At 65.7% G+C, this 13,693-nt stretch carries 9 protein-coding genes; 3 read left to right on the forward strand and 6 right to left on the reverse strand.

Annotated features, from left to right (window positions below; all coding sequences use genetic code 11):
• Window positions 1-2 precede the first annotated feature (2 nt).
• On the forward strand, window positions 3-845 hold the full coding sequence (gene nadC, locus IEW98_RS13850) for a carboxylating nicotinate-nucleotide diphosphorylase (RefSeq protein WP_188763736.1): 843 nt from the start codon (window positions 3-5) through the stop codon (window positions 843-845).
• Between the two features lie 185 nt (window positions 846-1,030).
• On the opposite strand, the gene IEW98_RS13855 is transcribed toward nadC, so the two are convergent.
• From IEW98_RS13855 to purL, 3 genes are all read right to left on the reverse strand, one after another.
• Window positions 1,031-1,723 (reverse strand): hypothetical protein, encoded by a 693-nt coding sequence (locus IEW98_RS13855; protein WP_188763738.1) that lies wholly within the window; start codon window positions 1,721-1,723, stop codon window positions 1,031-1,033.
• Between the two features lie 13 nt (window positions 1,724-1,736).
• Entirely contained in the window at window positions 1,737-2,159 is a 423-nt protein-coding gene (locus IEW98_RS13860; RefSeq protein WP_188763740.1) for a DUF4112 domain-containing protein, read from the reverse strand.
• A gap of 77 nt (window positions 2,160-2,236) precedes the next feature.
• Window positions 2,237-4,408 carry a phosphoribosylformylglycinamidine synthase subunit PurL gene (gene purL / locus IEW98_RS13865; RefSeq protein ID WP_188763741.1) on the reverse strand — a complete coding sequence of 724 codons (2,172 nt, stop codon included), beginning with the start codon at window positions 4,406-4,408 and terminating at the stop codon, window positions 2,237-2,239.
• A gap of 184 nt (window positions 4,409-4,592) precedes the next feature.
• Between purL and IEW98_RS13870 the strand changes: the two genes are divergently transcribed.
• Together IEW98_RS13870 and IEW98_RS13875 are read left to right on the forward strand one after the other, a co-directional pair.
• A complete protein-coding gene (locus IEW98_RS13870; RefSeq protein WP_243450780.1) occupies window positions 4,593-5,186 on the forward strand; it encodes a superoxide dismutase in 594 nt (197 codons plus the stop codon).
• A gap of 209 nt (window positions 5,187-5,395) precedes the next feature.
• The gene (locus IEW98_RS13875; RefSeq protein WP_188763743.1) at window positions 5,396-6,997 is read left to right on the forward strand and encodes a flavin-containing monooxygenase; all 1,602 of its coding nucleotides are present in this window, start codon (window positions 5,396-5,398) and stop codon (window positions 6,995-6,997) included.
• A 225-nt stretch (window positions 6,998-7,222) separates the two neighbouring features.
• On the opposite strand, the gene IEW98_RS13880 is transcribed toward IEW98_RS13875, so the two are convergent.
• Genes IEW98_RS13880 through IEW98_RS13890 form a run of 3 tightly spaced genes read right to left on the reverse strand, consistent with a single transcriptional unit; the run spans window position 7,223 to window position 13,061 of the window.
• The gene (locus IEW98_RS13880; protein WP_188763745.1) at window positions 7,223-8,623 is read right to left on the reverse strand and encodes an efflux transporter outer membrane subunit; all 1,401 of its coding nucleotides are present in this window, start codon (window positions 8,621-8,623) and stop codon (window positions 7,223-7,225) included.
• Window positions 8,620-11,817 (reverse strand): efflux RND transporter permease subunit, encoded by a 3,198-nt coding sequence (locus IEW98_RS13885; protein ID WP_188763747.1) that lies wholly within the window; start codon window positions 11,815-11,817, stop codon window positions 8,620-8,622. The genes IEW98_RS13880 and IEW98_RS13885 overlap by 4 nt, the downstream gene beginning before the upstream one ends.
• On the reverse strand, window positions 11,817-13,061 hold the full coding sequence (locus tag IEW98_RS13890) for an efflux RND transporter periplasmic adaptor subunit (RefSeq protein WP_188763817.1): 1,245 nt from the start codon (window positions 13,059-13,061) through the stop codon (window positions 11,817-11,819). The genes IEW98_RS13885 and IEW98_RS13890 overlap by 1 nt, the downstream gene beginning before the upstream one ends.
• Window positions 13,062-13,693 lie beyond the last annotated feature (632 nt).

Here is a 13,693-nt window from a genome sequence, read left to right on the forward strand (position 1 = left end):
ATATGACCGACTTCACCCTCCCCGATTTCGACATCCCCGCCTTCATCACCGCCACCCTCGCCGAAGACATGGGCCAAGGCGGCGACCGCACCTCCGCCGCCGTCATCCCCGCCGACGCCATCCTCACCGCGGTGATGGACTCGCGCGACTCCGTGACCGTCGCCGGCCTCCCCATCGCCGCCGCCTTTTTCCGCGCCCTCGACCCCGACTGCACTATCGACACCCTCGTTTCCGAGGGCGAAAGCGTCCCCGCCGGCACCGACCTGATGCGCATCCGCGGCAACGCCCGCGCGCTGCTCACCGCCGAACGCTCGGCGCTCAACACCGTCCAGCATTTGACCGGCATTGCCACCATGACACGGGCCTATATCGACGCCATCGCCGGCACCGGCGCGATACTCCTCGACACGCGGAAAACCCTCCCCGGCCTGCGCATTCTTGAAAAATACGCGGTCCGTATGGGCGGCGCCACCAACCACCGGATGCGCCTCGACGACGGCGTCATGATCAAGGACAACCACATCGCCGTCGCCGGCAGCGTCGAGGCCGCCGTCGGCGCCGCCAAGGCCGCCGGCCTTAAGGACATCGTCGTCGAAGTCGACACCATCGGCCAGATTCCGCCCGCTCTTGCCGCCGGCGCCGACCGCCTGCTGCTCGACAACATGGGCCCGGCGATGCTCACCGAAGCCGTCGCCATGATCGCGGGCCGCGTCCCCACCGAAGCCAGCGGCGGCGTAAACCTAGCCACCATCCGCGCCATCGCCGAAACCGGCGTGACCTACATCAGCGTCGGCCGCATAACCCAAAGCGCCCCGGCGGCAGACATAGGCCTCGACTTCGCGTAACTCTTCCTTGCCATCCCCCTAAAGGGGGGAGGCGAGAGACGCGCTCTTGCGCGGCCCGGGTGGGGGTGGTCCCCCGCCGACATCAGTCACGCTACAACCGAAGATTGTCATCCCGGGCTCGACCTGGGACCCAGTTGCTTCTCTGCGCCAAAAAGCTCGAGCCCGCGGTGACAGTCAAAGCCCCCCTAATCCAGAAAAGAGTCCGACCCCCGCGTCAAATGTCGCCGCTGCACATCGAGCGCCGACTGCCCCGGCGCCATCAACCGCGCCCGTTGCCGATCCGCCTCCGCCCCGACCTTTTCGACGGTAAACACCGCCTCCTCGAGCATCGCCCGCCGCTCCGACAGGGTCGCCAGCTCGCATCCGACCAGCGCGTCGCCGATATGCTGCGGCACCCACTTCCGAATACGGATCGCCAAATCCCCGGCATCATTGTCAAACGGATTGCGATCGGCCAACCCGAGGAACAGCCGACAGCTTTCCTGCACCACGGCAATCCGCGACCGCGCCCAGTCGGCATTCTCCGCCAATGCGGCGAACGCCGTCATCAGGGTCTCGTCCTTCGCCGAAACCGCCCGGGCCACTATGGGCGCCGGTCGTACCGCCGGCTGCGCCTCGGTCGCCGTCGCCTCGATATCGAAGTTTTGCCCGCGCTGCCGGCGCCGTGGCCGCTTCGGCCAGACCAGCGAAAGCACCACGAACAGCAGCGCCGAAATTAGCAAAGTCCGGCTGACCGACCCACCACCGACGGCCAGGCCACCAAGTATCGCCATCGCCACCACCACAAACCGCGACCGCAGGAAGACCACCAGCGCCGTGCCGGCGAGCAACCCCGCAATCAGCACGGCCGCCCCGAAGACGAGCAACAGGAACGGCACCCGCCCGGTCGCTTTAACGAGCGTCGACCAGCGACGTGCCCGAATGATGCCGATCGAGATGCCGCTTGATGAGCCGCAAATTCTTCGTGTTGGAGCGGAAGAAAAAGTCGAACACGTCGCCGACGAACGGCACCGCGCCCAGCGTCGTGTCGACGCCGACGTTCATCAGCATCCGCGCGACCGTCCGCTTGGGCATGCCGATGTTGCGGGCTTCCCAGACAAGATATAGTCCCATCGCGCCGGCGATCATGTCACCTGCAACCGGCACGAAGCCCATCACCGAATCGAGGCCGACACCGCGATTAAGCCCCGGGATGACGAAAGCGCGTTCGAGCACTTTCTCGAGCATCTCGATGCGCAGGCGCGCCGACGGCACGTCGCGCGCCAGATACTGGCGGGCGTTGGCGGAATCGAACGCTGCAAAACTGGCGGCCATCTGGTCGCAATGCTCCGGCAGCGGGATGCTGCTTCAGCTAAAATGGCCCCGATTTTCGGCGATTCAAGATCAGGCGGTCAGGCGGTTTCCAACAACAGTCCCGGCAACGCCTCTTGATGTGCCGCCCAAAGCCGGTTCAAGGGCGCAGACTTACCCGCGACAAGGATCGAACTGCTCCCCGTCTTGCCGATGACCATCCCGGAAACGCCCGAAATCGCCGCTTTGGCCAGCACCGCCTCGGCGTCGCCGGTCGTCACGATGAACCGCCCCTGGTCCTCGCCGAACCACGCTCCGGTGTCGCCGGTCATCGACAAATCGGCACCGATTCCGCTCGACATCGCCATCGCCGCAATGCCGACAAGCAGCCCGCCGCCCGACACATCATGCACCGCGTCGACCAGCTTTCCAGCGATAAGCTGTTGAATCAATTCACCCGCAGCGCGCTCGGCGGCCAGGTCGACCGGCGGCGGCGGACCATCCTCGCGCCCCGCAATTTCGCGCAACCAAAGCGATTGCCCCAGATGACCGGCAGATTTGCCAATGACAACAATCGCTTGGCCCTCGGCCTTGAACGCCAGTGTCATCTGGTCGGCATAATCGGCAATAACACCAACCCCACCGATAGCCGGCGTCGGCAAAATGCCTACCCCGTTGGTTTCATTGTACAAACTGACATTGCCCGAAACCACCGGGAAATCCAGTGCCAGGCACGCTTCCGCCATGCCCTCTATGCACCCGACGAACTGCCCCATGATCTCAGGACGTTGCGGGTTGCCGAAGTTCATGCAGTCGGTAATCGCCAGCGGCTTTGCCCCCACCGAAACCAGGTTCCGCCAGACCTCCGCCACCGCCTGCCGGCCACCCTGGACCGGGTCGGCAAAACAATAGCGCGGCGTGCAATCCGTTGAAATCGCGAGCGCCTTGCGCGAACCGTGAACCCGCACCACCGCCGCATCACCGCCCGGCCGCTGCACCGTATCGGCACCGACCATGTGGTCATACTGCTCCCATATCCACCGCTTCGAAGCCAGGTCCGGGCACGCCACCAGCTTCAGCAAATCCCCAGCGACATCAGTCGATTCCACAACCCCCTCCAGCGCCGCCCGCGCCGGCGTCTGCACCCAGGGCCGATCATATTTCGGCGCCGCATCCGCGAGCGGCGCCAGCGGAATGTCGCCGACCACCAAGCCATTGAACATCAACGTTAAATTGCCGCCTTCGACAACTTCGCCGATGATCGCGAAATCGAGTTCCCACTTCCGGAAGATCGCCTCGGCGAAATCCTCCCGCCCCGGCTTGAGCACCATCAGCATCCGCTCCTGGCTCTCCGACAGCATCATCTCGTAGGGTGTCATCCGCTCCTCGCGAACGGGCACCTTGTCGAGGTCCAGCCGCAGCCCGACGCCACCCTTGGAGGCCATCTCCACCGCCGACGAGGTCAGCCCCGCCGCGCCCATGTCCTGGATCGCCACGATGGCGTCCGACGCCATCAGTTCGAGGCACGCCTCGATCAGCAATTTCTCGGTAAACGGGTCGCCGACCTGGACCGTCGGCCGCTTGTCCTCGCTGTCGTCGTCGAACTCGGCGCTCGCCATGGTGGCGCCGTGGATGCCGTCGCGGCCGGTCTTCGACCCGACGTAAACCACTGAATTGCCTATGCCCGCCGCCGCCGAGTAGAAGATCTTGTCGGTTTTTGCGATGCCGACCGTCATCGCATTGACGATGATATTGCCGTTATACGCCTTGTGGAAATTGGTCTCGCCGCCGACCGTCGGCACCCCGACGCAATTGCCATAGCCGCCGATGCCGGCGACGACGCCCTTGATCAGATGGCGCATCTTGGGCGCGTCGATCTCGCCGAAGCGCAGCGCGTTGAGGTTCGCGACCGGCCGCGCGCCCATCGTGAACACATCGCGCAGGATACCGCCGACGCCGGTCGCAGCGCCTTGATATGGCTCGATAAAACTTGGGTGGTTGTGGCTTTCCATCTTGAAGATGGCAGCGTCGCCATCGCCGATATCGATGACCCCGGCGTTCTCGCCCGGGCCGCAGATCACCCAGGGTGCCGACGTCGGCAGCTTGGCGAGATGGATGCGCGACGACTTGTACGAGCAATGTTCGGACCACATGACCGAAAAAATGCCTAGTTCCAGCAGGTTGGGAATTCGACCCAGCGAGGTGACGACGCGGTCATACTCGTCGGGGGTAAAGCCGTGTTCGGCAACGATCTGCGGGGTGATCTCGGTCATGCCGCGCGGATAGCGAATCCCGGTCGTCCTGTCATGCACCGTGTAACATGGAAAATGCGGAACCGGGCCACGCGGCCATGGGTTTATCGACACAATCGCGTTCAAAACATGGAGAGTTATGATGTCGGATCAAGCCCTTGCCGGTTCCGCAGTCGCGGCGGACAAGATTGGCCGGTCGCCGCAGGTGCAGCCGCCGCTGCCGTTTGGCGATACCGCGCTGGAACCGGTGATTTCGGCAGAAACCTTTGGTTTTCATTACGGTAAGCACCACAAGGGCTATTTCGATATGCTCGCCAAGCTGGTCGCCGAGACGCCGATGGCCGAGCAGACGCTCGAGGAAATCATCGTTGCGACGGACGGCGACAAGGCCAAAAAGAAGATCTTCAACAACGCGGCGCAGTGCTGGAATCACAATTTTTACTGGAACAGTCTGAGTCCCGAAAAGCAGGAGCCGACGGGGGCGCTGGCGGAGGCGCTGGTGCGTGACTTTGGCGGCGTTGCCGAGGCCTGTCAGGCACTTATCGATGCCAGTGTCAACCAGTTCGGCACCGGCTGGGGCTGGCTGGTGGTGGAGAATGGCAAGGTCAAGGCGGTCAGTACCGAGGATGCCGAGGTGCCTTTCACCAAGGGCCAGGTGCCGCTGCTGACGGTCGATGTATGGGAGCATGCCTATTATCTCGACTTTCAGAATCGCCGCCCGGATCACGTGAAGGCCGTCGTCGAGGGCCATTTGAACTGGGAATTCGCTGCGATGAACTTCGCTGCGGCGCAGGGGTAAAAGCTGGGGATTTTGGGGCTGCCGCGCGCCTGTCGGCGGTTGTTTCCGGGATTGTCAGGAGCATGTCCCGGGGTGGTTTGCACCTCGGGACCGGATTTTGCGGGTATGTGCAGGGAAGGCTGTAGGGAAAGTCACACTGGTATCAGCGTCAGGTGATGTGCCAATCGCCCGCGTGTTAGCGTCGGGTCATGGTATTTCGGGGAAGCGACATGGCACAGGCAAATCGATCGTTCGACGTGGTCATCGTCGGTGCGGGGTTCGCCGGCATGTACATGCTCCACAAATTGCGCGGGCAGGGAATGACGGCGATCGTCTTCGAGGCCGGTGGCGGTGTCGGCGGGACCTGGTTCTGGAATCGCTATCCGGGCGCGCGCGTCGATATTCGCAGTCTCGAATATTCCTTCTCGTTTTCGGAGGAGCTCGAGAACGAGTGGAAGTGGAGCGAGCATTATGCGCCGCAGCCCGAACTGCTGCGCTATGCCGAGCATGTCGCCGATCGGTTCGACTTGAAGCGCGATATCGTTTTCAACACCCGGGTTGAAGCGGCGGTTTTCGACGAGGCGAGCAATCGCTGGTCGGTAACGACCGATGGCGGCGACACCGTTTCGGCGCAGCATGTGGTGATGGCGACGGGCAGCTTGTCGGTGCCGACCAATGTCGATTTTGCCGGGATCGAGGATTTCGGCGGCACGATCTACCGGACGTCGCAGTGGCCGCATGAAGGCGTCGATTTCAGTGGGCAGCGGGTCGGCGTCATCGGCACCGGGTCGTCGGCGATCCAGTCGATTCCGCTGATTGCCGAGCAGGCGGCGAAGATGACGGTTTTCCAGCGGACGCCGAACTATAGCGTGCCGGCGCACAACGGCCCGATTGCCGAGGACGTCTATGCCGACTGGACGGCGCGGCGGGCGGAATATCGCCTGGCGATGAAATCGACGGCGGGCGGGTTCTTCAACGATCCTTCGGAACAGCTGACATTGGAAGCGGCACCCGAGCATCATGCGACCGAGTTCGAGCGGCGCTGGCAGATCGGCGGGTTCCATATACTGGGGGCCTATGCCGATCTCGGCATCGATTCCGAGGCCAACAAGGTGGCGGCGGCGTTTGCGGCGGAGAAGATCCGGTCGATCGTCAAGGATCCTGCGGTGGCGGATATCCTGACGCCCAAGGATTATCCCTGGGGGACCAAGCGGCTGTGCGTCGACAGCAATTATTATGCGACCTTCAACCGCGACAATGTCGAACTGGTCGACATCAAGGCGGCGCCGATCGAACGCATTACCGCCGGCGGGGTGAAGACGCGCGATGCTGAATATTCGTTCGATGCGATCGTGCTGGCGACGGGGTTCGATGCGATGACCGGGGCGCTGGACCGGATCGCGATTACCGGGCGGGGCGGAGTGCGGATGAAGGATCGCTGGGCGGAGGGGCCGCGGACATATCTGGGGCTGATGGTGTCGGGGTTTCCGAATTTGTTTACGGTTACGGGGCCGGGGAGTCCTTCGGTGCTGACCAATATGGTGACGTCGATCGAGCAGCATGTGGAGTGGATTGCCGATTGCCTGCTTTGGTTGCGCGGGCGGGGGGCGGCGACGATCGAGGCGACTCTGGAGGCCGAGAATGGCTGGGTCGACCAGGTAAACGAGATTGCGGCGGGGACTTTGTTTCCGCAGGCGAACAGCTGGTACATGGGGGCGAATGTGCCGGGGAAACCGCGGCAGTTCCTGCCGTTTGCGGGCGGGTTCGGGGTTTATCGGGAGATTTGCGAGGAGGTTGTCGAGCGGGGGTATGAGGGGTTTGCGGTTGGGTGAGGGGAGCTGGTTTATCCGGGTCGGGCAGGAGATGGCCCCGGCCTTCGCCGGGGTGACGAATTAAAAAAAGGGGTGCGCGGCTTGTTTTCCTCCCCCTTGAGGGGGGAGGCGACTCGCGCTGCTTGGCGCGGCGGGTGGGGGTGTCGCCCTGCGCCGACGGGGGACCACCCCCACCCGGGCGAAGACGCGTCTCTCGCCTCCCCCCTTGAGGGGGAGGACAAGAGGTCAGAGGGGCGCGTCCATGAGCGCGTCGCCGCCGAGGGCGCGGTAGAGGGTAACGCCGTTGCTGGCGGCGACGAGCCTTGTGTTCACCTGGGTGCGTTGCGCCGTGTAGAGCGAGCGCTGGGCGTCGAGGCTGGCGAGGAAGGTGTCGATGCCGCCGCGGTAGCGGGCTTCGGTGAGGCGGTAGGTGTCGGCGGCGGCTGCCGTCTGGCGGTCGACGGCGGCGAGTTGCGCGGCGATGGTGCCCCGTCTCGCGAGGCCGTCGGCGACGTCGCGAAAGCCCGACTGGATGGCGCGTTCATAGCTGGCCAGCGCGGCGTCGCGCTGGGCTTCGCTGAGCTCGACGCCGGCGCGGCCGGCGCCGGCGCGGAAGATCGGATAATTGATGGCGGGGCCGACCGACCAGGTGAAGGCGTTGCCGGTGAACAGCGACGTCAGGGTGTTGCTGGCAAAACCGACCAGGCCGGTCAGCGAGATCGTCGGGAACAACGCCGCGCGGGCAGCGCCGATCTCGGCGTTGGCGGCGCGTAGCTCGTATTCGGCCTGGACGATATCGGGGCGGCGCAGCAGCACCCGCGAGTCGAGCCCGGCGGGGAGTGCGGCGACGGTGGGGCCGGCGACGTCGATCGAATCGGCCAGCAATGCCGGGTCGACTACGGTGCCGACGAGCAGGCGCAGGGCGTTGATGTCTTGTGCAATCGCGGTGGTCTGGGCGGCGACATCGGCTTCGGCCTGGCCGAGGATCTGCTGGGCCTGCGCGAGATCGGTACGCGGGGCGATGCCGCCCTTGAGGCGAGCTGCGGTGAGGTCGACGCTGCGCCGGGCGCTGGCGACGGTGTTTTGGGCGACCTGCAACAGGCTGCGGTCGGCGGCGCAGGACAGCCAGGCGTCGGCGATATCGGCGACAAGGGTCAGGCGGACGGCTCGGGCGGCGGCCTCGGTACCGAAATAGCGGTTCTGGGCGGCGTCGGAGAGCGAGCGCAGGCGGCCGAACAGGTCGATTTCGAAGCCGCTGATGCCGACGTCGGCGGACAGCGAACTGCCGTTGCCGGTGACGACATTGCCGGTGTTCGACCCTGCCGAGCGCCGGCTGTAGTCGGCGCCGACGTTGACGACGGGGAAGATGCTGGCGCGCTGGACGCGGTACTGGGCGCGGGCTGCGGCGATGTTGGCGGCGGCGATGCGCAGGTCGCGGTTGTTGGCGAGCGCGGTCTCGATCAGCCTTTGCAGGCGCTGGTCGCGGAACACGTCGCGGTACGTGACGCTGGGCAGCGATGCCTCGGACTGGCGCAGATAGGCGTCGCCGACCGGCCATGACGCCGGCACCGGCGGCGTCGTGCGGGCATAGTCGGGGGCCATCGAGCAGGCCGAAAGCGCCAGCATCAGGGGGAGCGCCCGCTTCATTCGGCGGCTCCCGGCACCGGGCTGGGCGGCGCATAGGGCGGGTGCGGGCGGAAGGCGTCGCGCGCGGTGCGGCGGACGATGACGAAGAACAACGGAATGTAGAAGATGGCGAGGATGGTCGCGGTCAGCATGCCGCCGATGACCGCGGTGCCGATGGCGATGCGGCTGTTGGCGCCGGCGCCGGTCGACAGCGCCAGCGGCAATACCCCGAAGATAAAGGCGAGGCTGGTCATCAGGATCGGGCGCAAACGCAACCGGGACGCCTCGAGCGCGGCATCGATGACGCGCTTGCCGTGCTTCTCCGCGCGTTCGGCGAACTCGATGACGAGGATGGCGTTCTTGGCGGCGAGCCCCATCGTCGTCAGCAGCCCGATCTGGAGATAGACGTCGTTTTCGAGCCCGCGCAGGGTGACGGCAAAGACCGCGCCGACGAGGCCGAGCGGGATGACCAGCAGCACGGCGATCGGGATCGTCCAGCTTTCGTACAGCGCCGCGAGGCAGAGGAAGACGACGAGTAGCGACAGGCCGTAGAGCAGCGGCGCCTGGCCCGACGACAGGCGTTCCTGAAAAGATAGCCCGGACCAGGCGACGCTGGTGCCGGGAATTTCACGCGCCAGCGCTTCGATACGGTCCATTGCATCTCCCGAACTGACTCCGGAAGCAGCCTGGCCCTGAATTTCGAAAGAGGGGATGCCCTGAAAGCGCGATAGCGTCGTCGGCGCCTGCGACCAGCTGGTGCGGGCAAAGGCGCTGAACGGGGCCATCTGGCCATTGTTGCCGCGCACGAACCATTGGGACAGATTGTCAGGATCGGAGCGGAACTGGGCATCGCCCTGCACGAACACGCGTTTCACCCGGCCGCGGTCGATGAAATCATTGACGTAGCGGCCGCCCCACGCCGTCGCCAGCGTGTTGTTGACGTCGGTCTGCGTCAACCCGAGTGCCGAGAGCTTCTGCTGGTCGATGTCGACCTGCAACGTGGCGATATCGGGCAGTTCGCTGAGGCGGACGGAGGCCAGCTCGGAATCGGCGTTGGCGGCGGCAAGCAGGCGATCGCGGGCAGCAGCGAAATCTGCGCGCGTCATGCCGCTGCGGTTCTGCAACTGCATGGTGAAGCCGTTGGATTGCCCCAGGCCGCGGATGGCGGGCGGCACCAGGGCAAACACCTGGGCATCGCGGAAATTGGCGAACGCGGCGGTGGCGCGGGCAACGATGGCGTCGGCGCTGTTTTCCGGACCCTCGCGCTGGTCCCACGGCGCGAAGTTGAGAAAGCCCTGGCCGGTATTCTGGCCGCTGGCACCGCCGCCGCCGCCGCCCGCGACAGTGAAGACGACGCTGGTGTTGGCCTTTTCCTCGTTCATGAAATACTTCTCGACTGCAAGCTGGACCGGGATGGTGCGGCCCTGGGTTGCCCCGGCGGGCAGGCGGAACTGCAATTGTGCGGCGCCCTGGTCCTCGGTCGGCAGGAAGCTGGTCGGCAAGCGGACGAACAACAGCACCAACAGCGCGACGACGGCGGCATAAATGACGAGGTAGAACCATTTTCGGTCGATGATCCGCGACACGGCGCCGACATAGCGGTCGGTGGACCTGGTGAACCATTTGTTGAAGCCGTCGCCGGCGCGATCGAGCCCGCCGCTGATGCGCGGGAAGTGGCGATGCGCCCAACCGTCATAGGCGTCGCCGGGCTTGTGCTGCTTGAGCAGGGTGGCGGTCAGCGCCGGGCTGAGGATGAGGGCGACGAGGGCCGACAGGATCATCGCGGAGACGATGGTCAGCGAGAACTGCCGGTAGATAACGCCAGTCGAGCCGCCGAAGAACGCCATCGGCAGAAACACCGCCGACAGCACGATGGCGATGGCGACGAGCGCGACCTGAATTTCCTCCATCGACTGGATGGTGGCTTCGCGCGGCGTCATTTCGGGGTTTTCCTCCAGCAGCCGCTGGACGTTTTCGACGACGACGATGGCGTCGTCGACGAGCAGCCCGATAGCGAGGACGAGGCCGAACAGGGTGAGGGTGTTGATCGAGAACCCGGCGAAATAGAAGATCGCGAAGGTGCCGAGCAGGACGACGGGAACGGCGATGGTCGGGATCAGCGTCGCGCGCCAGTTCTGGAGGAACACGAACATCACGATGATGACGAGGACGATGGCCTCGATCAGGGTCTTGACGACTTCCTCGACCGACAGCTTGATGAAAGCGGTTGTATCATTGGCGTAGGAGTATTTGAGGCCGGCGGGAAAACCGGGCGCCGCGGCCTCGACGGCGGCCTTGACAAGTTCGGCGGTCTTGAGGGCATCCGCGCCGGGCGACAGCGAGATCGACAGGCCGGCGCCGGAATGGCCGTTGATGCGACTGCTCGAGCTGTAGTTTTCGGCACCCAGTTCGACGCGGGCGACATCCTGGAGCCGGACGGCGGCGCCACTGGGTTCGGTCTTGAGGATGATGGCGCGGAACTGCTCGGCAGTTTGCAGGCGGGCCTGTGCCGTGACGGTGGCGTTGAGCATCTGTTCGGCAGGCTGTGGCTGGCCGCCGATTTCGCCGGCTGCAACCTCGGTGTTCTGGTTCTGGATCGCGGTGACGACATCACCCGGCATCAGCCCGAAACTGGTGAGGCGATCGGGATTGAGCCAGATCCGCATGGCATAGGGCGATCCGAAGACGTTGACTTCGCCGACGCCTTCGATGCGGGCCAGCGTGTCCTGCAGACTGGTGGTGAGGAAATCGGAGATGTCGCTTCGGTCGCGCCGGTCGGTTTCATCGTAAACGCCGACGATCATCAGGAAGTCGGGGTTCGACTTGCTGACGCGCAGGCCCTGTTGCTGGACCTGTGCGGGCAGGCGGGGCAGGGCTTGCTGGACCTGGTTCTGGACCTGGACCTGGGCGATGTCGGGGTCGGTGCCCTTGGCGAAGGTTGCCGAGATCGACACCGAGCCGCGCGATGATGACGACGAGCTGAAATAGAGCAGGCCGTCGATCCCGGTGAGCTGCTGCTCGATGACCTGGGTGACGCTGTTCTGGATGGTTTCGGCCGACGCGCCGGGATAGGTGGCGCGGATATTGACCTGCGGCGGCGCGACGTCGGGATATTGGGCGACCGGCAGCGACAGGATCGCGCCGACGCCGGCCAGCATGACGATGATGGCAAGCACCCAGGCGAAGATCGGCCGGTCGATGAAGAGGCGCGACATCAGCGCGCCTTTGCTGGAGGTTTCGCGGGCGGGACCAGCTTTTGCGGCGTGTCGTAGGGGACGGGGCGGACGACGGCGCCGGGTTTCACATTGGCGGTGCCCTGGACGATGATGCGGTCGCCGGGCTCGAGGCCTTGCGTGACGACCCAGTCGGACCCTTGCGTGCGGGCGGCGGTGACGGTGCGCTGGACGGCCTTGTCGCCGGGTCCGACGATGAAGACGCTGGCGTCGCCCTTTGGGCCGCGGGCGAGGCCGGCCTGCGGTACGAGGATGGCGCCGTTATCGATGCCTTGCGCAAAGCGGGCGCGGACGAACATGCCGGGCAGGAGTACCCCCTGCGGGTTGGGAAACTTGGCGCGCAGGGTGACGGTGCCGGTGGCGGCGTTGACCATGACTTCGGAGAACTGGACGTTGCCGGTCATGCCGAAATCGCTGCCGTCCTCGAGGACGAGGCGGACGCGGGCGGTTGTTGCGTTGTTGCCGCCGGAGGCGGGGGCGGGGGCGATGCCGCCGGCAGCGAGGGAGCGGCGCAGGGCGAGGAGGTCGGCACTCGATTGCTGCATGTCGACGAAAATGGGATCGAGGCGCTGGATGACTGCGAGCGGATCGACCTGGCCGGTGGTGACAAGGGCGCCGACGGTAAACAGCGAGCGGCCGATGCGGCCGGTGATCGGGGCGGGGACATCGGTGAAGGCGAGGTTGATGCGCGCGGTTTCGAGCTGGGCGCGGTTCTGGGCGACGGCGGCGTCGGCCTGGCGGGCGGTGGCCTGTGCGTCAGTGAGGTCCTGCGCGCTGACGGCTTCGATGGCGGCGAGGGGTTTCAGGCGGCCGGCGCTGATGCGCGCGGCCTCGGCGGTGGCCTGCGCGCTGGCGAGGTTGGCGCGGGCCTCGGAGACGGTGGCGGCGTAGAGGCGCGGATCGACGCGGTAGAGGGTCTGGCCGCGGCGGACGACGGCGCCTTCGGTGAAAAGGCGCTCGCGGACGATGCCGGCGACCTGGGGGCGGACTTCGGACATTTCAAAGGCGGTGACGCGGCCGGCGAGTTCGGTGACCAGCGGCACGCTGCTGCGGGCGGCGACGACGAAACCGACCTGCGGGGGACCCTTTGGACCGCGATCCGCCTTGGTCTCGCCGCCGCAACTGGTGAGGGCGACAGCAAGGAAGAGGACGGCGACGCCCTGGCGAGGCCAATCATTCGGTTTCAAGATGGTGACTCGCTCTTGCTTGCGGCGACACCGAAGCATCAGTTTCGGTGAACCCCGCCTGACCGGCCTGGTTGCGTTTCGCTGGTTAGAATCAATCGGCTGTATATGCCAGCCTTGCGACGTGATGCGCAGGTCGGGGCGGCGGGGGGCGAGGCGGACGGTCAGGGGCGCACCGGAACCGGGGGTGGGCAGGCGGAGGTCGGTCGACAGGCCGATGTCGATGGATCCGGTGCTCAGGTTGCCGGCGATGCTGTTGATCGGCAGGACGGGATCGATGCGGCGATCGGCGAAATCGCAATCGAGGCGGGTGACGAGGTTGTCGGGGCGGGTCATGCGCAGCGAATAGGGGATTCGCGTGCCGGTGGCGGGTTGCAGGATGAAGGTGGCGGTGCCGGGCGCGGTGACGGGGACGGCGGTGCGGCAATCGGCGGTGCGGTCGGCGCCGATGCCGGACAGGCGGACGCGGGCCGAGGCAGTGGCGGTCAGGTTGCCGTTGACGGTGAGGCGGCCGGTGGCGGCGGCGATGCGGGGGTTGGCGAGGCGCATGTCCATGCGGGTTTCGGTGGGAACGAGGGTGGCCGATAGCTCGCCGATGCCGCGGATGCGATCGTTGAAGACGGCGCCCTCCATGCGGGTGCCGCGGGCGGCGGCGGTGAGGCCGTTGGGGGCGA

The organism is Sandarakinorhabdus glacialis (assembly GCF_014643455.1).
GTDB classification, from domain to species: domain Bacteria; phylum Pseudomonadota; class Alphaproteobacteria; order Sphingomonadales; family Sphingomonadaceae; genus Sandarakinorhabdus; species Sandarakinorhabdus glacialis.

Excerpts from the sequence above, each read along its gene's own strand:
- nadC (WP_188763736.1), top strand. The coding sequence starts at position 3 with ATGACCGACTTCACCCTCCCCGATTTCGACATCCCCGCCTTCATCACC.
- IEW98_RS13860 (WP_188763740.1), bottom strand. The coding sequence starts at position 2,159 with ATGGCCGCCAGTTTTGCAGCGTTCGATTCCGCCAACGCCCGCCAGTAT.
- purL (WP_188763741.1), bottom strand. The coding sequence starts at position 4,408 with ATGACCGAGATCACCCCGCAGATCGTTGCCGAACACGGCTTTACCCCC.
- IEW98_RS13875 (WP_188763743.1), top strand. The coding sequence starts at position 5,396 with ATGGCACAGGCAAATCGATCGTTCGACGTGGTCATCGTCGGTGCGGGG.
- IEW98_RS13880 (WP_188763745.1), bottom strand. The coding sequence starts at position 8,623 with ATGAAGCGGGCGCTCCCCCTGATGCTGGCGCTTTCGGCCTGCTCGATG.
- IEW98_RS13885 (WP_188763747.1), bottom strand. The coding sequence starts at position 11,817 with ATGTCGCGCCTCTTCATCGACCGGCCGATCTTCGCCTGGGTGCTTGCC.
- IEW98_RS13890 (WP_188763817.1), bottom strand. The coding sequence starts at position 13,061 with ATGCTTCGGTGTCGCCGCAAGCAAGAGCGAGTCACCATCTTGAAACCG.